This is a genomic window from Planktothrix sp. FACHB-1365, from assembly GCF_014697575.1.
Taxonomy (GTDB): Bacteria; Cyanobacteriota; Cyanobacteriia; order Cyanobacteriales; family Microcoleaceae; genus Planktothrix.
On sequence record NZ_JACJSC010000031.1, the window covers coordinates 1 to 21,826 of the forward strand.

Annotated in this window: 20 protein-coding genes and 1 pseudogene; 16 read left to right on the forward strand and 5 right to left on the reverse strand. The window is 39.3% G+C overall.

The genetic code is table 11. The features are described 5' to 3' along the window. Window positions 1-194 (forward strand): annotated as a pseudogene (locus H6G57_RS28795) (hypothetical protein); the annotation flags it as partial. 85 nt (window positions 195-279) lie between these two features. Further along, window positions 280-1,389 carry a patatin-like phospholipase family protein gene (locus H6G57_RS23740; RefSeq protein WP_190523161.1) on the forward strand — a complete coding sequence of 370 codons (1,110 nt, stop codon included), beginning with the start codon at window positions 280-282 and terminating at the stop codon, window positions 1,387-1,389. A gap of 170 nt (window positions 1,390-1,559) precedes the next feature. On the opposite strand, the gene H6G57_RS23745 is transcribed toward H6G57_RS23740, so the two are convergent. The 3 genes from H6G57_RS23745 to H6G57_RS23755 all read right to left on the reverse strand — a co-directional run bounded on the left by H6G57_RS23745 (window position 1,560) and on the right by H6G57_RS23755 (window position 4,045). After that, window positions 1,560-2,714, reverse strand: a complete 1,155-nt coding sequence (locus tag H6G57_RS23745; protein WP_190523162.1) for a hypothetical protein — start codon at window positions 2,712-2,714, stop codon at window positions 1,560-1,562. A gap of 65 nt (window positions 2,715-2,779) precedes the next feature. Beyond that, complete coding sequence (locus tag H6G57_RS23750; RefSeq protein WP_190523164.1) at window positions 2,780-3,739, reverse strand: hypothetical protein; 960 nt, start codon at window positions 3,737-3,739, stop codon at window positions 2,780-2,782. Window positions 3,740-3,850: 111 nt separating this feature from the next. After that, entirely contained in the window at window positions 3,851-4,045 is a 195-nt protein-coding gene (locus H6G57_RS23755) for a hypothetical protein (protein WP_190523166.1), read from the reverse strand. Between the two features lie 298 nt (window positions 4,046-4,343). Here H6G57_RS23755 and H6G57_RS23760 point away from each other — a divergent pair, with 298 nt between their 5' ends. The 4 genes from H6G57_RS23760 (at window position 4,344) to H6G57_RS23775 (ending at window position 7,551) form a co-directional block, all read left to right on the forward strand. After that, window positions 4,344-5,720 carry an NB-ARC domain-containing protein gene (locus H6G57_RS23760; RefSeq protein ID WP_190523168.1) on the forward strand — a complete coding sequence of 459 codons (1,377 nt, stop codon included), beginning with the start codon at window positions 4,344-4,346 and terminating at the stop codon, window positions 5,718-5,720. An 85-nt stretch (window positions 5,721-5,805) separates the two neighbouring features. Then, entirely contained in the window at window positions 5,806-6,204 is a 399-nt protein-coding gene (locus H6G57_RS23765) for a heavy metal-responsive transcriptional regulator (protein ID WP_190523170.1), read from the forward strand. A 94-nt stretch (window positions 6,205-6,298) separates the two neighbouring features. Next, window positions 6,299-6,541 carry a thioredoxin family protein gene (locus H6G57_RS23770; protein ID WP_190523172.1) on the forward strand — a complete coding sequence of 81 codons (243 nt, stop codon included), beginning with the start codon at window positions 6,299-6,301 and terminating at the stop codon, window positions 6,539-6,541. Between the two features lie 17 nt (window positions 6,542-6,558). Beyond that, on the forward strand, window positions 6,559-7,551 hold the full coding sequence (locus H6G57_RS23775; RefSeq protein ID WP_190523175.1) for a permease: 993 nt from the start codon (window positions 6,559-6,561) through the stop codon (window positions 7,549-7,551). 183 nt (window positions 7,552-7,734) lie between these two features. Here the strand turns inward: H6G57_RS23775 and H6G57_RS23780 are convergent, their stop codons facing one another. Further along, entirely contained in the window at window positions 7,735-8,847 is a 1,113-nt protein-coding gene (locus H6G57_RS23780; protein WP_190523177.1) for a hypothetical protein, read from the reverse strand. 485 nt (window positions 8,848-9,332) lie between these two features. On the opposite strand from H6G57_RS23780, the gene H6G57_RS23785 reads away from it, so the two are divergent. From H6G57_RS23785 to H6G57_RS23830, 10 genes are all read left to right on the forward strand, one after another. Next, window positions 9,333-10,274 (forward strand): lipopolysaccharide assembly protein LapB, encoded by a 942-nt coding sequence (locus H6G57_RS23785; protein ID WP_190523179.1) that lies wholly within the window; start codon window positions 9,333-9,335, stop codon window positions 10,272-10,274. A 43-nt stretch (window positions 10,275-10,317) separates the two neighbouring features. Continuing rightward, window positions 10,318-10,668 carry a VOC family protein gene (locus H6G57_RS23790; RefSeq protein WP_072719291.1) on the forward strand — a complete coding sequence of 117 codons (351 nt, stop codon included), beginning with the start codon at window positions 10,318-10,320 and terminating at the stop codon, window positions 10,666-10,668. A gap of 26 nt (window positions 10,669-10,694) precedes the next feature. Further along, window positions 10,695-11,948, forward strand: a complete 1,254-nt coding sequence (gene rodA / locus H6G57_RS23795) for a rod shape-determining protein RodA (RefSeq protein WP_190523181.1) — start codon at window positions 10,695-10,697, stop codon at window positions 11,946-11,948. 73 nt (window positions 11,949-12,021) lie between these two features. Next, a complete protein-coding gene (locus H6G57_RS23800) occupies window positions 12,022-12,432 on the forward strand; it encodes a lysozyme inhibitor LprI family protein (protein WP_190523183.1) in 411 nt (136 codons plus the stop codon). 265 nt (window positions 12,433-12,697) lie between these two features. After that, window positions 12,698-13,660 (forward strand): lysylphosphatidylglycerol synthase domain-containing protein, encoded by a 963-nt coding sequence (locus H6G57_RS23805; RefSeq protein ID WP_199314433.1) that lies wholly within the window; start codon window positions 12,698-12,700, stop codon window positions 13,658-13,660. Between the two features lie 18 nt (window positions 13,661-13,678). Beyond that, window positions 13,679-15,562 carry a hypothetical protein gene (locus tag H6G57_RS23810; RefSeq protein WP_190523185.1) on the forward strand — a complete coding sequence of 628 codons (1,884 nt, stop codon included), beginning with the start codon at window positions 13,679-13,681 and terminating at the stop codon, window positions 15,560-15,562. Between the two features lie 168 nt (window positions 15,563-15,730). After that, window positions 15,731-16,066, forward strand: coding sequence for a cytochrome c6 PetJ (gene petJ / locus H6G57_RS23815; RefSeq protein WP_190523187.1), 336 nt, complete (start codon window positions 15,731-15,733; stop codon window positions 16,064-16,066). A gap of 171 nt (window positions 16,067-16,237) precedes the next feature. After that, complete coding sequence (locus H6G57_RS23820; RefSeq protein ID WP_072719286.1) at window positions 16,238-16,660, forward strand: BlaI/MecI/CopY family transcriptional regulator; 423 nt, start codon at window positions 16,238-16,240, stop codon at window positions 16,658-16,660. Then, window positions 16,660-17,505, forward strand: coding sequence for a M56 family metallopeptidase (locus tag H6G57_RS23825; protein ID WP_190523189.1), 846 nt, complete (start codon window positions 16,660-16,662; stop codon window positions 17,503-17,505). The genes H6G57_RS23820 and H6G57_RS23825 overlap by 1 nt, the downstream gene beginning before the upstream one ends. Window positions 17,506-17,747: 242 nt before the next feature. Then, entirely contained in the window at window positions 17,748-18,236 is a 489-nt protein-coding gene (locus H6G57_RS23830; protein ID WP_190523191.1) for a hypothetical protein, read from the forward strand. 106 nt (window positions 18,237-18,342) lie between these two features. Here H6G57_RS23830 and H6G57_RS23835 read toward each other — a convergent pair whose 3' ends face one another. Beyond that, window positions 18,343-20,541: an Rne/Rng family ribonuclease gene (locus H6G57_RS23835; RefSeq protein ID WP_190523193.1), complete on the reverse strand. Its 2,199-nt coding sequence runs from the start codon at window positions 20,539-20,541 to the stop codon at window positions 18,343-18,345. Window positions 20,542-21,826: the final 1,285 nt, after the last annotated feature.

Consider the following 21,826-nt stretch of genomic DNA (forward strand, 5'->3'; position numbering starts at 1 on the left):
ATTGTGTTAATTGCGGGTTTCATTGTGATAGAGATGTTGCCGCAGCAATGGTGATGCTTAATTATGCAAGGGGTATGGAACGTGCCTCTTCAGATGCAGATGAGAATACCTCTACAGGAGTGCGGAAGCTTCAAGCAAGTTTCTCAGTTGAAGCGTCAGAAACGCACATCGAGCGCGATAGCGGATGTGCGTAGTTCATTAAGATATACTTGTTTTGATCGTGTTAAACTGATCCAGCCTTGCACCCATTAGTCCGAAAACCTTTAGAATAGATTCTATATGAAGCCTAAAATTGCGATCGCTTGTCAGGGAGGAGGAAGCCAAACCGCTTTCACGGCGGGTGTCTTTAAAGCCCTATTTGAAAACAAGATTCAGGATTATTTTAATATTGTCAGCTTAAGTGGAACTTCTGGAGGCGCGATCTGTGCATTTCTGATTTGGTACGCCCTGAAAAAAGGGGATGATATTATTTGGAAACGACTGATCGACTTTTGGGAAGATAATACAGCCCAAACCGCTCAAGAAAAGTTTTTCAACGATTCTGCAATTAAAACTCTGGAATGGGTCAGCAAAGGGAAAATTCCTCAGTACAATTTAAGTCCTTATTCACCGATTGTTAAAGCTTGGTTTTCCTTTGCGACCCAAGGTTTACGCAGTCGATTTACTGATTTTGAAGAATTACTAGGAGCCCATATTGATTTCTCAGAATTAGCAACTTGGGGTATGCAACCCGAACCCCCAATTTTACTGATCGGCGCTTGTAATATCCTCACAGGGAGATTACATAAATTCAACTCCTATCGCGAAGCTATTAAACTCGAACATATCTTGGCTTCTGCTTGCATACCCAACCTTTTTCCTGCTGTTTCCATTGAAGAAATGGCGTATTGGGACGGACTTTTTTCCGATAATCCACCGATTGATTCTTTGATTAAAAGCAATTTTGTGGGAATTGCTAATCTTCCCCAGGAAATTTGGGTGATTAAAATCAATCCCACAACGAGGGATAAGATTCCCACAGAAGCCGATGATATTGCTGATCGTCGTAATGAATTAGAGGGAAACCTGTCTTTATTTCAAAGCCTTGGTGAAATCGAAAATCTCAATAATCTCTTTTTAAGGGGGGCATTTAATGAGGAATTTCTAGCAAAAATAGATGTTAAAGAACCGATGAAAATTCCTAAATCTTTTCCTGATGATCCTGACCAAGATTACCATATTCCGATGATTGAAATGTCGGAAGATTTAGCCAAACTATTGAATTACGAAAGTAAATTAGATCGCTCTCCAGAAATGATTAATCGCTTGATTCAAGATGGGGAAAAACAAGGGAAAAAGTTTATTGAAACTCGATTAAAACAGATGGGTTTGAATAATGAATCCAGTTAAAATCAAAAGAAAGGTTATAGTTACCCTAATTCTCAGAAGTTTGCTACTAACCCTTCCGGTTTTTGATGTACCTCTCTTTTGTCACTTTAAGGGAAAACCTTGATTTTCCGTAGCCTGAAATGACGTAACTTTCTCCAAATTCCTCTTAGTGACAAAAGAGGGATGTACAGTCATTTCTTCAATAATCTTCTCATAGCCGTCAATAAAAATTGGATGAATTTCCAACCTATTAACAAGAGGATACCGACCATCAATGTAGAAGTCAGAAAAGATGTAATTTGCTCAAAACCCAGTTGGTTAGGGGAAGTGAATAATTTTTCGATGAAGGTAGTTATTACAAGAGGATAGCCCAGAAGTTGTCGCCATAAAATTGGGAAAACTAGCCAGATAAAATATCCTATAATGCTAAAGCTAGTAACTGTGTAGATTGCCAGAAAAGACATCATCAGTGGAGACCAGGGTAAACGCTTGTTTGATGGGTTGTTGATTTGACTAAATATGTGACGGAAAATGCGTCCGGGTTCTCGACTGAGATTGGTCACACCTAAAGCGTCTGATAAAGCCCAGTAACCATCAAATTTAAAGACTGGGTTTAGATATAAAATACAACTGGAAGCGATCGCTAAAATAGCTATTTTAAGGGCAGCCCATTCCGTAAATTTGTAAAAAATTATATAAATTGCACCAACAATTAGTTGAAAAAATACTCCTCCAAAATCAATGATGACGCGCTGCCAACGTTTCAATCTCCAAGCATCGGTGACATCGCTATAAAAGGCTGGAAATATGAAGTAAATTGTTAAACCAATATTACTAGGTTCTGCCCCATAATAAACGCAAGCACTAGCATGACCTAACTCGTGGAATAGCAGAGAAATGAAAAAGAAAAAGTATCCCCAAATTAAGTCTTCTTTTGCCCATCTTAAAAATAAATCATTTCGCGGGGCAAATCCTGTAGCTACAATAATAAGAGTTAAAAGTAAAATACCTACGGGTTGATAATAGGCAACAGAAAGATAAGACGCAATCTTATTAACAATTTTTTTGGGGATAAGTGGCAGGTGCAGTAAAAAACCTGAAAGCTGGTTTTTTTTATTTTCTTCGATTTCGCTCAGGTCAGAGATGACTTTTTGATAAGCTGCCTCTACCTCAGAGGGTGATAGATTTTTCCCTGTTTTTTGCCGGACTATTTCAGAAATTTCTTCAAAGGATTTACCTAAGCTATTTTCGTAGAGGAGTTCATAGGCAAAAACAGATAATCGGATATATTTTGGGGGATTACCCACTAATAATAAATAAACAGGTCGATTTTCTGATGTTTCCACCACCAATCTTTCTTGAAGTTCTTGCAAGCTATATTTTTTGTGCATTTATGCTATTTTTAAATCGTCTACTTTTGCAATGATTCAATATTCTTATTACAGATTTTTTCGATATCATGAGATAGGGATTTAAAATTACTCTCTAAAGCTGAAATTGCTACACTTCGCCAAGCCAGTTCGGAAATATCTTTTGTTAGTTCTTTAGCAAGTTCAAGACTTTGACAAGCGATTTCGATTACATAGTTTATATGTCCGCCATAGTACATTTTTTTAGTTAAGCTTTTGAGGTTAATTTCATCAGGTTTAATCGGCCATTCCTGAATAATACGCGACAGTAATAAAGAAGGAATACCAAACTGTAAATCTTCTTTCCAGTCTTGAATATCGTCCCAGATTTGACGAGCAATTAGATACTGTTTAACAGCAGCAGTCAAGGGTTCAAAAAGACTCTCATCCCCTGACAATTCTACTAAAGCAGCAATATTACTTTTAATAGGTGCTGATTTATTAGCAGTGATTTCAATTGCTAATTCTTCGGTATATTCAGAGAAAGGTAACTCGCCTGAAGCGAATTTTTGTTCTTTAATACAGGCATCCATATATTCTTGGTAATAGTTGCGAAAACGTTGCCAAAATTTTGAATTAGGAGGAAAAATAGAGTATAAAATATGATAACCTTCTAACTGCATTGCTTGAATGCTCAAGCCATATTTAGTGGCTAAAAAAGCATCATTTGTGCGATCTGTAATCCAATCACACATAACCAAGGATGTTCCTAAAAGTTTTTCAGCAACCATAATTGGGCGGATTGTTTCTAGGGGGAGTGATGGAAAAACATCTAAAAATAATAGGGGTCCAAATCGTTCTAAAAAAACAAAGTTTATTGGAAATTCTATATCATTAGGCCATTGGTTACTTAAATCCTGAATAAATTTATCGACATTTTCGATAGTTTCTTGAGCTTGTAGCAAGTTTGCTTTCGCAATCAAATCTGTGTTGTTGTTATTATTCTCTGTAAAATTATTCATGATTTTAAGTTGGATAAATAAACATTAATCAGTAACAAAAATAAATGCAGATGTTACAGTATAAAAGCCTGTACAAATTCTGCATTTATCAGGTTAAATTAAATTTATATCCTAACAAAACCAAACGCCTAGTGTCTTACAATCAGGCATTTTGAGAGCATGAAAGGGGATAATAGTTGCAGTATAATCAATAGCTGCTAACTCAAGACGTTGTTCAAGTTCTTCAACTTCCAAATTTTCCAAATCTTCAGCACTGAGGGCGCTAAATTTCTGTTCCATGTTTTCAACTGTTTTGTCTGGGTTCATGACTTTTCTCCTAAGATTAGACGAATTTCTATGAATATACCCTTGAAAATCAAGCAGTCATTTCATATTGGACTACAAATCTAGCTCTCTTGAAAGCTAGTTTATTTAATTTTTATCTCTCTTTTTCATAATAAGCATTCTCAGGAATTTGTAAAGTCATAAAAAGTCTAAGTTTGGATAGATTTTGACAGACATTTTTGAGTAGTGATTGGTTTAAAAAGTAGAGTTTAGTTAAAAAAAGTTGCAAAAGGGTGAAAAAAGTAGTATGATTTCTGACAAAATAATATTTGTATCGCCTATGGATGTTCAAACAATCCTGAAGTGGGCCGATGAGTTGATGTTTATCAAAACAGGAACACACTTAAATAGTCTACAACAAGCTGTGTTAACAGGGGTTTGGCATAATCAAAAATATGGAGAAATTGCTGAACGCTATCACTGTAGTGAAGCGAATGTCAAGAGAGTTGCAAGCAATTTATGGGAAACAATATCAGAAGAATTAGGCGAAAAAGTTAATAAATCAAACTTCCGCGCCACGATGGAACGGTATAATATTTCTAATTCCCAAGTGGGTAATCTTGTTGTCCAGAGTCAATTTTTTGGAAGTAGCATCACAGTCTGTGGAGAAAATGGGCATTCTCAAGAAACCCCAAAAAACCGATCACCTTCCCCCGTTAACTCAGACAACAATCAACCCGAAAAATACCACGATATAACCGAAGTCTCAGAATGCGAAATATTTTGCAACCGCACCCAAGAATTAAATATCTTAAAACAATGGATACTGATGGAAAATAGTCGTATTATCACTATTTTTGGATTATCTGGTATTGGTAAAACAGCCCTCGCTACTCAACTGGTTGAACAAATAAAAGACGACTTTGATCGGGTGATTTGGCGAAGTCATAGTCAATTTTCTAGTCTAAAATCCCTAAAAACTAACTTAATTGAGTTTATTTCTCAACAGCAAGAAACTCAACAATTATCAGTTATTGACTTTTTGCGATCACATCGCTGTTTGATTATCCTTGATGATTTTCAAGAAACATTAACCAGTGGGGAATTAGTCGGTAGTTATTTCCCAGAATACAAAAATTATGGTAAATTATTAAAGCAAATTGGGCGATCGCCACATAACAGTTGCTTGCTACTCCTGAGTTGGGAAAAACCCATAGAAATTGCTACCTTAGAAGCTGAAAACTGCCATTGTCGAAGTTTAGAACTTCAAGGTTTAGGAGAGTCAGGAGAACAACTCTTAAAGGCGAGAGGATTAAATGATCAAGATCAATGGTTAGAACTGATTAACCTTTATGGCGGAAACCCTTCATGGTTAAACATTATTGCTTTAACGATACTCGATTTATTTAATGGTAACGTTGCTCAATTTTTATCTTATTCTACTCTGTTTTTAGGAGACTTAGAAACAATATTACAGGAACATTATCAAAGATTATCAGAGTCAGAAAAATTGGTCATGGTATGGTTAGCTAACCAAGAGACAGCAGCAGATATTTGCAGTAAACCCGCAGAATTTTTGTCGGACTCAGAATTTTTGAAAGCCGTACAGTCTTTGAGGAAACGCGGTTTAATTGAAAAAGCTATAGATAAGGAAGCATTCGGCTTCACCCTTCAACCTGTGATTAAAGAATATGTGAAAAAGCGGTCTCAAGGTTGAATAAATCTTGAAGGATGTAATCAGTTTTATACCAAAGGATAGAGTTTACAATAGACTCTAATCAAGTTTTAAGGAAGTGCGATTAATGTTTCAAGTCGGTGAAGTATCTCGTCGTTTAGGACTTAATCCCCAAACCCTATATTTTTACGAGCGGATTAGATTAATTCCCTCTCCCCAACGCACGGTTTCAGGGTATCGGCTTTACACTCAGGAAGATATAGAGCGGATTGCTTTTATTACTCGCGCTAAATTTTTGGGGCTCAGTTTAGATGAAATTAAAGATATTTTAGTGTTGAAAGATGGGGGAGAACTCACCTGTCAAGCGGTCTATGACCGACTCAGCCAGAAAATTCAAGATATTCAAGAAAATATTCAAAAATTGCAGACCTTACACGATGAATTATTACCCTTATTAGAACAATGTCATCGCAATTTTGACCATCCTGATCCGACTCATCAATGTATTGTTCTGGAAAAAGATTGAAAAAATCGCTAAAAACCCTTGACCTTATACTTATGTATAAGGATTATTCTAGGACTTAACCACCTAACCCTCTATAAAGAAAAGGAGTTAAGTCATGACTATTATCAAGATTGAAGTTTTAGGAACAGGTTGTAAAAAATGTCAGCAGTTAGAAGCTAATACTCAGGAAGCACTCGCCTCCCTCAATCTCAATGCAGACGTGCTGCATATTACTGACCCCATCGAAATTGCGAAACGTGGGGTAATGTCTACCCCTGCATTAGTCATTAATGGCAAAGTTGTGAGTAAAGGAAAAGTGCTGACTCCCGCAGAGATTGAACCGCTTTTATCCGTTTAACGGTGGGAGGATAAATAATGTTCGATCCCTTTTATCTTTTTGACAGGTTGGCTACCGAGATCGTAACGCGACTGTTAGGTTTATCAATAGAATCTCATCTCGGAGCCAGTTTACATTTCTTCCTCTATGATGTCCCTAAAATATTAACGTTGCTAATAGTTATTAGCTTTATCGTTGGGACATTTCAAAGCTTTTTAGAACCAGAGAAAGTGCGGCGACTTTTAGAAGGTAAACGGACATTAGGGGGGAATATATTGGCGGCTACAGTCGGGATTATTACGCCTTTTTGTTCCTGTTCTGCGGTTCCTTTATTTATTGGGTTTTTAGAAGCGGGTGTTCCCCTGGGGGTGACATTTTCCTATCTGATTTCTGCACCTATGGTTAATGAAGTGGCTGTGGTTTTGCTGTGGGGATTATTTGGGTTCAAAGTAACACTATTATATATAGGTTTGGGTGTGGGATTAGCGATCGCAGCCGGATATATTATCGGAGAACTCAAATTAGAAAAATGGGTTGAATCTTTTGTTTGGGAACTTCAGAAATCCCGACAAGAATTATATTCAGAAGATAATATTGAGTCAGAATATTTAACCTGGAAACAACGCTTTCAACAGGGATGGTTTCAGTCGAGCCAAATTGTCCAATCCGTTTGGCTTTATGTTATCGTAGGAATTGCGATTGGTGCGATGATTCATGGCTATCTTCCCACGACTTTAATCACGCAAATAGCAGGGGTTGAGAATCCCTTAGCGGTTCCCGTTGCTGTGATTTTGGGTGTTCCCCTCTATGCGAATATTGCAGGGGTAATGCCCATTACAGAAGCGCTAGTGAATAAAGGAATGCCTCTCGGAACAGTATTAGCGTTTACAATGGCTGTAACGGCTCTTTCCCTTCCTGAAATTGTCATTCTCAGAAAAGTTCTTCGTCCTCAACTTTTAACAGTCTTTATTAGTTTGGTGACGATTGGGATTATCAGTATCGGTTATTTATTCAATGCTCTGTTGGTTTAATTGAAACTCCCCTAGCTTCTGGTTTTGGGGAATTTCAATTAATATTAATTGTTAAAAAAACGGCTAATATAGCGCTACGCATTACAATTAGGACATTTTTTAATCCTGAAACCCTTTCACTTCTTACTGTTCCCTGTTCCCAGTTAAGCTGTTCCCTGTTCCCTTGCGCGTAGCGCTATAGCTTTAACTTTCGTCTGATGACGCTTTCCGTTTTAACGGTTTAGCAAGGGGTTCTCGACGGGGAGGAGGCGGAGGCGCATCCGATTGAAATTTAGGCTTATAAGGAGGACGAGAACCCGGATTAGAGTAACCCTGACCCGGTTGTCTTCTGGGGCCACCTTTTTGAAAGGGAGGTTTGCGCTTTTTAGTAGGAAGAAAGCCGATATCATGACTTTCTTGGATGACCAAATAATCTTCCTGTAACTGAACGTGTAAATCCCAGAAATGACCGACGGCTCTCATTCCAGCAATTCCCATCAGTTTTAGTTTGAAAAACTTGGGTTTATCACTATCTTTACGAGGAGCTTGGCGAATTTTAACAATGACATATTTCTCAACTTCTTGAGATTGATAAACAACCTCACCTCGAATGGAAAAATAGCCTTGTTGAACGTCCGGTAAGGCTTCAATTTTATTCCCAGATTCTACTAACTTTGATTCCTCAGAAACCGATGCAGAATCTTTTATTTCGGGTGAAGATTCATCGGAAATTTCAGATTCATCCGATCGGAGGGTTTCAGGTTCCCAAACCCCCATAATTTGAACGTGTAAATTTCCTTCTTGTTGACGGGTTCGAGGATAAACCACCCAAAGATGATCTTGATCTAAGTCAATATGTTTTTTCACTAAACTCATGACACGACCTAATAACACCGCATCGAGAAGTTTTCCTTCACTGGTGAGTAAGGTTCCTTGGGTAAACTGATCCGCAGAAGCAATATATCGGCCATGAACTAATCCAATAGCCCGATACTGGCGAGCTTCGCTAGGAGGTGGAATTGGATGTTGCCAGAGACGTTCTACAGATTCGGGAGACTCAGAAGATTCAGAAGATTCCTCCTCTGCTTCTTCTTCGGATTCCATCATTTCAGGCTGATCCAATTCACCGTCTTCGGGTGTTGGGTCAACACTCTCTGGTTCTGGTGGTGTTTCTTTTAACGGTTCGAGGATGACACGTTCACTCTCGTGAGGGGCATCCAAATGGATATCTTTAGACATATTCACGGCTGGCTCATTAACTGGACTTGAGCGGGAAGAACGTTTAGATTGAGAGGAGCGATTGGGAGAAGGACTCATAAAACCTCTTAGCGGAGACACATCCCTTATGGGATCGAGGACATGGCAAACCAACCTATCTTCCCTAATGATTTGAGGAAAGGTAAAAGTTTGACACTAAACTTAAGTCACGGATCAACACTATCAGGACATTTCAACATTTGCACCCCTTCTGGAGGAATAGGAAGCAGTAAAGATACTTTGACCGAGATCGTTGTTGTTAACAAACAACCTAGGTTGATTTGTGCCTACCCTAAAGCCGTAGCCTATTGTTTATCCTGTCAGAAAATGTTGTCATCTCAAGTTAAGTGCTTGAAGGCTGCCATCACAATTGATCTTGAGTTAACCTACCTATTGTACTGAATCCACAGGCTGATCGGACAAATCCGTAGGCTTTGTGCCTGAAGGACTGAGTTTGTAGAAAATAAAGTTAAGTGGGAGTCTCTGGCTTCTGTTAGGATATTAGCTACAAGGAAGTTGGCCTAATCAGTTCAGGATTGAGTTTCATGGTAGATAAACGTCGTGGGTTTATTGGTGTAGTTTTAGTGTTAGCTGTAATCGCCTTTGTGGGATTTTCTATGGGGCCACTGATTAGTGGGATTGTGGAAAACAATCAGTCCAAACGACAACCTGCTCCAACACCCACCCAATCAACTCAAACCGGTAAACAATCAGATTTACAAGCACAAGCTCGTGGTTATGAGTTAGTATTGCAGCGAGAGCCAGATAATGAAACGGCTTTGAAGGGTTTATTGCAAGCTAAATTAGAGCTTATTCGCTTTAAGCAAGCCGAAATTAAAGATGTGATTGAACCTTTAGAAAAACTGTCAAAAAAACACCCTGAAGATACACGTTACAGTGTTCTTTTAGCACAGGCTAAAGCTTATACTGGAGATCAAGAAGGCGCTGCCCAAACCTATCGCACAATTTTAGCGAGTCAACCTGGAGATATTCAAGCCTTACAAGGGTTAGTGAATCTTTTCTTAGAACAAAAACGTCCTGAAGCGGCAATTGGATTATTACAAGATACGCTTAAATCTGCCGCGACTGTCAATCAAACTGCACCGGGTACGATTGATGAAATGTCGGTACAATTAATTTTAGGGCAGGTTTACGCTGAAGATAAACGCTATGATGAAGCCCTAGCCATTTACGATGAAGCCATTAAAAATAACGACCAAGATTTTCGCCCCGTTTATGCAAAAGCATTGGTTTTAAAAGAACAAGGAAATACTGAAGAAGCCGAACCTTTATTTGCTAAAGCGGTTGATTTAGCTCCGGCGGTTTATAAAGATCAAATTCAGAAACAAGCCGGAGGAAATATTGCTCCTGCTAAGTCGGGTGAACCCCCTGAGCCAAAAGCATTAGAAACCCAACCTCAAACCGAATCAGCACCCGCAACGGAGGTTCCTGAACCCCGACCCTCGGCTCCAGCATCTAGTAACTAATTCCCTACAATAGAAAGTTATAGAGACGTTAATTGTACTCATGATGAACCTGAAACGTTTAGGCCATGTTGCTATTTGTGTCAACGATATTGACTCATCCGCTCAGTTTTATCAAAACTTAGGCATGGATCTGGTTTGGAAGGATGCGGACTGGGCTTATTTAAAAGCAGGTGAGGATGGATTAGCATTACTAAGTCCTGGTTATGATCAAGCAGGCCCCCATTTTGGCTTTGTGTTTAATCAACGCAGTGAGATGGAAAGCGCCTATCAAGCGTTAAAAGCCCAAGGAATTCCGGTGACGGCGATTCATGAACATCGAGATGGTACGGCCTCTTTTTATGGTCGTGATCCTGACGGAAATGGCTTTGAATACCTGTATGAACCCAATAAATGAGTTAAGAAAGGTTGCACTAAAAAACTATGTTTCAAAAAATCCGAGTGGGAAGTCGCCGGAGTTCACTATTTTACGCTTGGGCTGAAGTCGATTGGTTATTAATGGCGAGTTGTATTGCTCTCACCTTGTTTGCGGGAATTATGATCCGCAGTGTGGAATTAAACCAAGGGTTAACGGATTGGTGGCAACATTGGGTAACTGGAGGGGTGGGTTTAATCTTAGCTCTGATTTTTTCTCGATGTCGTTATGAACGTCTGATTAAGTGGAGATGGGTGATTTATGGCGTTACCAATTTGTCTTTGATTGCGGTACAAATTATTGGAACAACGGCATTAGGAGCGCAACGTTGGATTAATATTGCAGGGTTTCACGTCCAACCCTCAGAATTTGCCAAAGTCGGAATTATTATTACCTTGGCGGCCTTACTTCAAGAGTTAAAAACGCCAAATTTAGGGGATATGGTTCGGATTTTAGCAATTGCTGCGGTTCCTTGGGGATTGGTTTTTATTGAACCGAACTTAGGAACTTCTTTAGTGTTTGGTGCGATTACCGTTGGCATGATGTATTGGGGGAATATTCATCCGGGGTGGTTAATTTTGCTGGTGTCTCCAGTGATTACAGCCATTGTATTTAATGTGTCTCTCCCGGTGGGAATTGTTTGGGCGATCTTGATGGGTTTTGTGGGGTGGTGGAGTCTTCCCTTGAGATGGTTGACAGGCCCTCTGGCTCTATTAGCGAATTTAGGAGCGGGACAGTTAAGCCATATTTTATGGAATGTCCTGCAAGACTATCAAAAAATGCGGCTGATTGGATTTTTAAATCCTGAGCAAGATCCGTTAGGAAGTGGTTATCATTTAATTCAGTCTCGAATTGCAATTGGTGCAGGACAATTGTATGGTCGGGGACTGTATCAAGGGACTCAAACTCAATTGAATTTTATTCCTGAACAACATACAGACTTTATTTTTTCAGCCGTTGGGGAAGAATTGGGTTTTATTGGTTGTATTGCTGTATTAGCTCTATTTTGGTTTATCTGTTTACGTTTAGTCATTATTGCTCAAACGGCTAAAGATTCTTTTGGATCTTTAATTACGATTGGAGTGCTATCTATGCTGTTGTTTCAGGTGTTTGTTAATATTGGCATGAATATTGGTATAGCACCTGTCACTGGAATTCCCTTACCGTTTTTAAGTTATGGTCGGTCTTCCTTACTGAGTAATTGGATTGCCATTGGCATTGTCCAATCCGTTGCCAACCACCGACAGCGTATTAAGTTTTAAGGGATTGAAACCGGACGGGATTGTTGAATAAATCTAATGTTTTTTGTCCTTAAATCAGAGTTTTTTAAAAAATATGCGACGTTTATTACCCGTTTTTTTTCTATTGTTTTTAATGGTTAATTTTTTGTTTTGTGTCAATCCAAGTTGGGCAACAGCCCCAATTATGATTGCTCAAAATATTCAATGTAATCCGAATGGAACAACTTTAGAAATGAAAAAGTGTGCATCCGATCAATATGCCGTAGCCGATAAAAAGCTCAATCAAAATTACCAAACCCTAATCGGTCAACTGTCACCTGAACGAAAACAACGCTTAATTGAAGCTCAACGAGCTTGGATTTCATTCCGAGACAAAACCTGTCGTTTTGAATCTAGTGAAGTTTTAGGTGGTTCGGCAGAATCTTTATTCTTAACCACTTGCTTAACAAAAGTAACTCAGCAACGGGTTCAAGACTTCCAAAACTATTTAGCCCAAATAAAGTAATCTTTTGGTTTTCATTCCCTCCCTAAAACAAAACTATCTTTTTAGCTCTAGGGTACTCAAAAATGGCAACCCCAAAACCCCCACTCCATGAAACCTTAGTATTAGGTATTTCACCTCCTGATCTACAAAAAGCATCACCATATTAACTTAACCCTTAACGATTACTTCCCCCCCCCTCCCCCCGTCCCCTTGTCCCCCCGTCCCCTTGTCCCCCCGTCCCCTTGTCCCCTTGTCCCCCCGTCCCCCTGCATGAGGTTAAGAATCAATGTCCACCAGTTCATGGTTAAATTCCGAGATGAATCGATTGCGTAAGATTTGGCCATCTTTTCTCGGCTTTCTTCTATTTGCTCTTTCCATCTGGGCTATTAGTCAAAAGCTAGAACGATATTCTATTCAGGATGTTTTAAGCAGTTTATCAAATATTCCTAAAACTCATCAATCAGGTGCAATTTTCCTGATGTTAATTAGTTATTTAATGACAACAGGCTATGATGTTTTAGCATTTAGTTATATCGGTTTCCCTCTGCATTATGGCAAAATTGCCTACGGTGCATTTATTAGTTATGCTATTAGTAATAATATTGGATTATCCATCTTAACAGGCAGTGCTCTTCGGTATCGAATCTATTCAGGATGGCGTGTTCCGGCGGGTGTAATTGCTCAAGTGATTGCTTTCGCTAACTTAACATTTTGGTTGGGATTATTTGGTGTTTGTGGGTTTGTTTTCCTGTTCACCCCTTTACAAATTCCTAGTATTTTAGATTTACCTTTTGTCTCTGTTCGTCCCATCGGAATAATCTTTCTCCTAACTATTGGTATTTATTTATTATGGAGTAGTTTCAATCATCAACCCTTGAAACTGGGAGACTGGGAATTAAATTTTCCAACCGTTGGCCTTTCCTTAGCCTTAATCGCTTTTGCATTATTCGATTGGGGGGCTGCGGGTGGCGTTTTATATTTATTATTACCAGCAGGTAGCACTTCCTCCTATCTCAGTTGTTTTAGTATTTATTTATTGGCAATGACTGCTAGTATGATTAGTAGTATTCCAGGGGGCTTAGGTGTCTTTGAAACCGTTGTTCTCACCTTGGTTTCCGCAGAAGCAAATCCAGCAGAGGTTTTAGGAGCTTTATTGGCTTATCGCGCAATTTACTATCTTCTTCCTTTAATTGTAGCGACCTTATTACTGGGAATTCATGAAATTAAAAAACAGGGTTCATTTTATTGATTATAGGCGATTCTAATAATGCGATTGTCACCTTCTCCATCCATTGGTTTATCTCTACTCACGGCTCGAATTTTAGCACTGGTTGTCACTGCTAATTTCTGTTTAGTTATTTTTGATTTAAGTTATATCAAATTTCGGGAATATTATTTAAAAATTGATCAACATCAACAACAATCTGAAAATACGCCTCAAAATCAATATTTACAACAAATTGATCAACTTGAAAAAACGATTAATCAATTTGGGATTGAATCTCAACAAGTTAAAATTGCCTTAGAGCAGATTCAGATATTCAGTGTAGAACTATTCATTAACAATCCTCCCTTTCCGGTTCTTAATTCATCTGGAACCTTGGCTGAAATTCAAAACCGTTTTCAAAATCAGGTCAAGACTAATAATTTTCAGCAAGCCTTAGAATTGTTTTGGAGTCCTGTTTATTTTAATCAGAAAACCTGGAAAAAACAATTGATTTTTTTTAATCAAAATATCCGATTTTTAATTGTTTTTTATGAACCTAGTTTAACCTATGACCTGATTAAAGGGGTTGAACCGGATCGACTTAGCCAAAACTATTTAAGAAAAGTTTCTGAATTAAAAGTTAATTTAAAATACAACGGAATAAATCACCCTAAATCTCAAAATTTATTGAAAGAAATTCGTCAAATTAGCATAGAACTGATTGACCGTAATTATCCCTTACAATTACAACCTAATTTAGGGAAATTAACGGAAATTAAATATCGAATTATTGATCATATTTATGGTCGAGATCCCCAATTTACAACTCGACTGACACCTACTTTAAAATTTTTATATCAAATTAAACTCTTAAATTTTTTAGCCCCGGAGTTAATTTGGTCAGATCGATCCGCTAAACAATCGTTTAACACTTTTTGGAGTGTTGAAAACTTAGAACAATATGGGTGGGAAACTGAACTTCAATTTTTTGAAGCTGAAATTCAAGAGTTAATGCAGTTATTTTATTTTCGACAGTTAGGAATAGATGGTGAATTTGTTAACCGATTTTGGTTGATTGATTTACCTTGGATTACTGTATTTTTCTTAACATTTTTAATGGAGATCTATGCCCTTCGTCGTCGTCAACCTGAGTTGACCTTAAGGGAAGCTATTTTAAAATTATGGTATTATTTCTTTTTGTTGATTCCTAAATTATTATTTTTGCGCTTTATTTCAGCCGTTTATCACTTGAATCGAGCTAATTTTCCTAGATTACAGCCTACCATTGATTATCTAAAATTAAAATTTATCTATAGTTTTGCTCAAGAATTAATTCAGGTTTTGGTCAATCAAGGCGTTAATCAAGTTCAATCTTTTGTGAAAAAAGGAGCGATTAAAAATTTAATGGGTAATCCTGCTTCCTCCTATCAAGCCCTCGATTTTGTAGACCTGACTCAACAAGCTCCCCCAGGAATTCCTAATCGGATTGTTGAACTTACAATTACTCAGGTTTTACCCAGTATTCATCCTGAATTAGAAGCTTATGTACATTATCAAGTTTCTCAATCCATCCAAAAATCCCCCATTTATAAAGGGTTAAATAAAATTCCCGGTGTTCGTCATCTTCCCCAACAAGTTGCTAATAATGTAGCTCAAAAAATTGCGATCGCTATTTCAGAAAACCCTAAAAAATCTCTGGATGAGGGTAAAAATAAACCCCCTGATTTTATAGCAATGCAGTTACAAAAACAATTAACTCAAAAGTTTGTAGATCAGTTACGAATCGAATTAAATAAAGAACAGATTATTGATGATGTTGAAACGATTTTAGTGAATTGGCTAGACAAACTAAAATCCAATCAAGTTAAAGATTTAGAAGCAAAATCAAGTATTAAGCCAGCTAATATTGAAGCCATGAAACAGATTTCTCCGACTCCAGATTAAGCAATTTGATTAATAATTTTTAATATTTATTTGTGCCGGAGTATGCAGCTTACACAGCCTAGATGTAAACGGTTTTAAATTGGAAGTTTGACGGCCTGTCTTTTGACAATCAGAAATCTGTTTTGCACGATAGAAGGATTGGTTTAATTTCCTGAGAGGAGAATAGTGATGAAAAAGTTAATCTCAGCCTTGTTAATGATTGCAGTGGCTGTTTTAATTGTTGTTCCTAGTGCATTGGCTGGAGATGTAGCAAATGGGGGTAAAGTATTTTCAGCAAATTGTGCATCTTGTCATGCTGGTGGAAAAAATCTAGTCAATGCTAAATATACCTTACAAAAAGCAGATCTCGAAAAATATGGAATGTATAGTATTGAAGCAATCACAACCCAAGTGACAAACGGGAAAGGTGCAATGCCATCCTTCAAAGGTCGTTTAAAACCAGAACAAATTGCTGATGTTGCGACTTATGTGTTGTCTCAAGCCGATCAAGGTTGGAAAAAGTAATATCAATTAATCCCAAATTTTAATCCCCTTAAACCTCTCAAACCCTTGGATTAATTAAAGGGTGAGAGGTGTATCTTTATTATATCTTCATGTCGAAACATCACCAATCCTTGATTTCTGTTCAAATCATCCACTAAACTAACGAATTAGTTGTATTTCTCTTAATTCCTTATGGCCCCTTTGCCAGATTATCGTCCTCGCCAACTGTCTCTCGGCCCATTAGAAACGGAAATCCTAGAAATCGTTTGGGACTTGGGTATTGCCACGGTTAAAGATGTTCATGAACGAATTTTAGCTGACCCTAATCGAGAATTAGCTTATACTTCAGTCACAACGGTCTTACGTCGTTTAACCGATAAAGGTTGGTTAACCTGTAATAAACAAGAACGTGCTTTTTATTGGCAATCTTTAGTCACCCGTGAACAAGCCCAGGCTATTTTGGCTTATGATCGTTTAAATCGATTTTTAGCCATTGGTAATCCTGATGTAGTGGCTTCTTTTGCTGATAGCTTGGATACAGCAAGTTTAGAACAAATTGATGCCATTGCCTCACGCCTGGATGCCATTCGTCGTCAACGGGAGGGACAACAATAATGCACTTAATGATTATTTTATTAGCCCTAGGATGCGCGGTGGGTTTACGAGTGATGCCTTTACCTCAAGGAAGAAGTTGGCATCAACGCTGGCAAAAATCACTATTTTTATTTGTTTGTCCTCCTTTGATATTACTAATGACAGCGTTGGCGGTGTTGTCGATGGGGACAAAAGGCGAAATGTTGGGACTCCAAGCGAGTTGGTTTAGTTATTTACTGGCTGTGGGGTTTGTCGCTTGGGGAATATTAATGGGTGTTCAGTTGATGAATCAATTATGGCAGTCTCAACACCGAATTGAGCGTTTATCTCAACAAATTGTGATGGGAAAAACAGCCCGAATTTTAGAAGATGATTTTCCCTACAGTGCCCAAGTTGGGTTTTGGCAACCGGAATTAGTGGTGAGTCGAGGATTATTAGAAACCTTAGATGATCTCCATTTAGAAGCCGTTATTGCCCATGAACAAGCTCATTTAAACTATCGAGATACCTTTTGGTTTTGTATTTTAGGTTGGTTAAAAACCCTCACAACTGGGCTACCTAATACAGAGAATCTATGGCAAGAATTACTGTTATTAAGAGAAATGCGGGCTGACCGTTATGCAACACAAAAAGTCGATCCATTAGTGTTAGCAGAATCTTTATTATGTCTTGCCAAAGCTCCGTTTAAATCTCCCAATTATTGCAATTTATCGTTTAGTTGTTCGATTCGGAGTAGTCGTTTAGGAGAGCGAATCGATGCTATTTTAGCAGAAGATTCTGATACTTTAACCTGGGGATGGTGGATGTGGACGTTACTATTCTGGGTTTGTTTACCTTGGATTACAGTCCCTTTTCATTATTCTTAATTTAGGAAAGAGGGAATAGGGAATAGGGAATTACGAATTACGAATTACGAATTACGAATTACGAATGGGGAACACCAAACAGAGGGGAAAAGAGAATAGGTAATAGGAAAAAGTAATATGAAATCCCATTTTTGAATTTCCTATCAGTTTGACAAAGTGTCTTTTGACAAGAATAACATAAGGGTGAGAAATCAAGACCAGAACAAAGGAAAAACACTTTCTTGATATAGGGTCTTGATTTCATGAACTGGCAATTTAATCTGAGAAAAGACAAAAACTTTGTCCTGGGATTTTCTCTACTATTGGGAACAGTTTTGAGTCATTTTACAGGATTGGGTCTATTATCTGTCCAAGCCGATGAACAACAGCACCATTCCGCTTCTAGTCATCATAAAACCGTGACAATTCCCCCCGGTCAACCCATTCCAACCGTTGATTTAATTGTCCATCCTGATGCTCGTCAAGGATGGAATTTAGAGTTAAAATTAACGAATTTTAAATTAACACCTGAAAACGTCAATCAAGCCATAAGTTCCTATCAGGAAGGACACGCCCATCTTTATATTAATGGCAAAAAAGTAACCCGAATTTATGGAAACTGGTATTATCTCCCCGAATTGCCCCCAGGACGTCATCAAATTCGAGTGGGTTTAACAGGAAATGGTCATGAAATGTTAATGGTTCATGATCAAGAAATTGCAGATACAGAAATGATTGAAGTTCAAGAATAACAGGGGTGTAGGGACACAGGAAGAGAGGATAACATCTTGATACTCTCTACTTCACTCCGTTCGCCCCACACCCTAGCCTCTAACCCCTAGCTTGGAATAGGACAGCTTACTCCGTGACCGCAGAAGACCGACGGCGACGGCGACGAATAATGGGTTCACCCGGTTCATGGTCTGAGTCAGAAGACTCTTCTGAGAAATCCTCGTTATCGGTTTCCAAAATAGAAAATTCTGGGGTGGGTTCCGGTTCTTCAACTTCTGGTGTTTCTCGTTCCAGAATAATCCGCTCAGAAATTGTCCGTTCAGGGATAATCCGCTCAGAAATCGTCCGTTCAGGAATAATCCGTTCAGAAATCGTCCGTTCAGGAATAATCCGCTCAGAAATCGTCCGTTCGGGGATAATCCGGTCTGTGACCCCTATGGAAATTGCAGGAGTGTCGGGTTCGTCATAGTCTTCATCGATGAGAGTTGAGGGAGACACGGGGGCTTCCCCAGGGGAACGAACCGTAACAATCACCGAACGAGGGTTTTTCACCTGTTGATGGGAGAGCATCAAGGGAGAAATCCCCATCAACGCATAAACTTCCTGTTCTTCTGGGGTCATTTCCACCGAAACGACTTCCGGGGGTTCCACAGGGGGTTTAATAATTTCGGATTTTGTAGGACGACTGCGTTCACTAAATCCACTTCGGGCGGAGAACCCTTCACTGAATCCTATATCCGAACGAGGCTCGCCATATTGAACCGGAGGAGACATCCGCAGGGAAGTCCGGGGGGTTTCTTCATCTCGCGTTAACGAATCCATATCCCGAATTCGACGGCGACGGCGACGGGCGTTACTGGTTCCGATATCTTGATAACTGGGATGGTTGAGCAGTTCTAACTCTTGGAAATTATTAGACGCATCAAATTCAACGACTTCGGGTTCTTCCCGGGAAGTGGGTTCATAGGGGGAAATCGAAGTGCGTAAACTAGGCCGTTCTGGGGATTCACTACTCGCAGGTGAGGGAACAATCCGATTATTGGTCAGGACAACTCGTTCGGCGGGGGGTTCTCCGATTTCGAGTTCAATGTCTCCCGGTAGATGAACGGTATGACCTAAACCGCCACAGGTAGCACAGGTTCGCCCAAACAACTCATAAATATTTTGGCCTTGACGTTTACGGGTTAATTCCACTAACCCTAATTCTGATAATTGAGCAATTTGGGGTCGGGCTTTATCGGCTTTCAAGACTTTATTAAAATGTTCCAAGACTTGTAATTGATCTCGGCGGGAATCCATATCAATGAAGTCCACAATAATCACCCCAGCAATATTGCGTAACCTCAATTGACGGGCAATTTCCGTGGCGGCTTCACAATTTGTCCATAACACGGTTTCTCGTGATGTCGCTGAACGGGTAAAGGAGCCAGAGTTAACATCAATTACTGTTAAAGCTTCCGTCGGTTCAATGATAATATAACCGCCCGATGGTAAATCAACTCTGGGTCTTAAGGCTTCTCGAATGGCTGCATTAACTCGGAAATACTCTAAAATCGGAATTCGTTCTCGGTGGTGATCAATTAACACCCCTTGCGGTGCTTTTCCGACACTCCAATTCATCAAATGTTGTTTGACCCGCTTCACCGCAGGGCTATTATCCACCACAATTCGGTTAACTTCGGTGCTGTACATATCTCGCAGCACCCGTTGAATAAAGTCATTATCTCGATTTAACAAGGCCGGAGGGCGGGAAGATTGAGCTTCTTGTTGAATGACTTCCCATTGTTTTTGCAGACTTTCTAAATCTTCTAAAATCGCATCTTCGGCCATGCCTTCGGCTTCTGTCCGCACTAATAACCCCATTCCAGAGGGTTTAATTAAAATGGCTAAGGCCCTTAAACGGTTGCGTTCTGTTTCTGAACGAATGCGCCGCGATAAATTTACCCCCCTGCCATAAGGCATTAACACTAAATACCGTCCGGGTAAGGAAATATTTCCGGTTAACCGGGGGCCTTTGGTTCCCGTGGGTTCCTTCATCACCTGCACCAACACTTTTTGCTGGGGGGTTAATAATTCGGTGATGGAACCGGAAGTCCGTTTTAAGCGTAATGGCCCTAAGTCGGAAACATGGATAAATCCATTGCGCTCAGGATCTCCAATATTGACAAATGCTGCATCAATCCCTGGTAGGACATTTTCAACGATACCCAGATAAATATCACTGACTTGGTGATTTCCGGTCGCTACAACCAGTTCTTGAATTTGATCTTCTGAAAAAACCGCCGCGATACGTTGTTGTTCTGCGATAATAATTTGTTTTGACATTCAATTCCCTCAAAACTGAGTCATATTGAAGGCACCTACGTTGCGTGTACCTCGCAATATTGACGTGATTAGTAAATCTATGAATGCGAATTGTCGCCCTTTAGGAAGACTAAAAACCGAAGACAGGCAGCCGGAGGAAATTAGGTGAGTAATTGTTTAAAAAATAACGGTTAATACCTAACCTAATCCCATCGCAAAAATCCATCAAACGTCAGCCTTAAACCGTTATGGGCAACTGAAATGAAAGCAGGTTATTTGTTATCCGTTAGCCTTCATCATTTTCTGTGTAAAACGATACTTGGGTTTGACAGGGGTTTCCCTCTTGACAGACTCAGCACACCGTATCCGCCTTCCCAAAAGTTTTTTAGAGCGTACAGCTTAGATCGCACGGTCTAAGCTACACAATATCCCCTAATCCTCACTGAACTGGACTTAAACCTAAGCCCTTCAGGTAAGTTTGTTTTGTTCTGGTCTTAAGACATATACCAGAAAAAGTTTTATTGTCAAATACTGGCATAAACAAAATGCCACATTGCAAATCAAATGAATTGAATTTGAGCTACTGCAACCCTAGGACAATTTTGGATATTGACCTTATTTTTTCCTGTATTGAGATCCTTCTAAGTCGGTATTCCCATCAAAGATGATTCTCTACAGGCTTAACCTTGGAACAACCTTCCCCCTAGTTCTATTCAAGAAAGCGAATGTTCCCACACGAGACTTCGCTACTTTTTTCCTGATTTCCCTAACTTTCAGCAACATTAAGGTTTCTGGATTTCTCAACCGCCCAAGGGACAGGTACGCTACTCCTAAAAGTTGGTTGGGGTTTCAAAGCTCAACCTTTCTAAACCCTTGATTCTTGACTATCGAATGATTATCAATTGACAAAGAGTTGTCCAATATTTTCCCATCCTTTCTAAATCAGGATCGGGTTTTATACAACTGTCGTCAGCCATCAAGGTGACTTTGGCTTGACATCCTCCACTGCCTAAAGGCGAGTGGATTATTCACCACGCCACAAGGGTCGCTGAATGGGGTTGACGCTTCACAGATCAATGCCTAAGTGTTTAGGTCTTACCCAATCTCCACGTCCGTTTGGCATCCCTCCGAATGCCCTCCGGCGACTTAAGTTTAACTGAGTGAACGAAGTTAAACTTTTTTAATTTGTTAATTGATGCGTTCAAGGTTGGACTGAACCATTGCCTTACCTCCGCTTCCCCTTTCTCATCGTCAACCCCACAGGACTTTCAACCTTGTTATTGGGTTTTGGAGTATCTTTGATAGG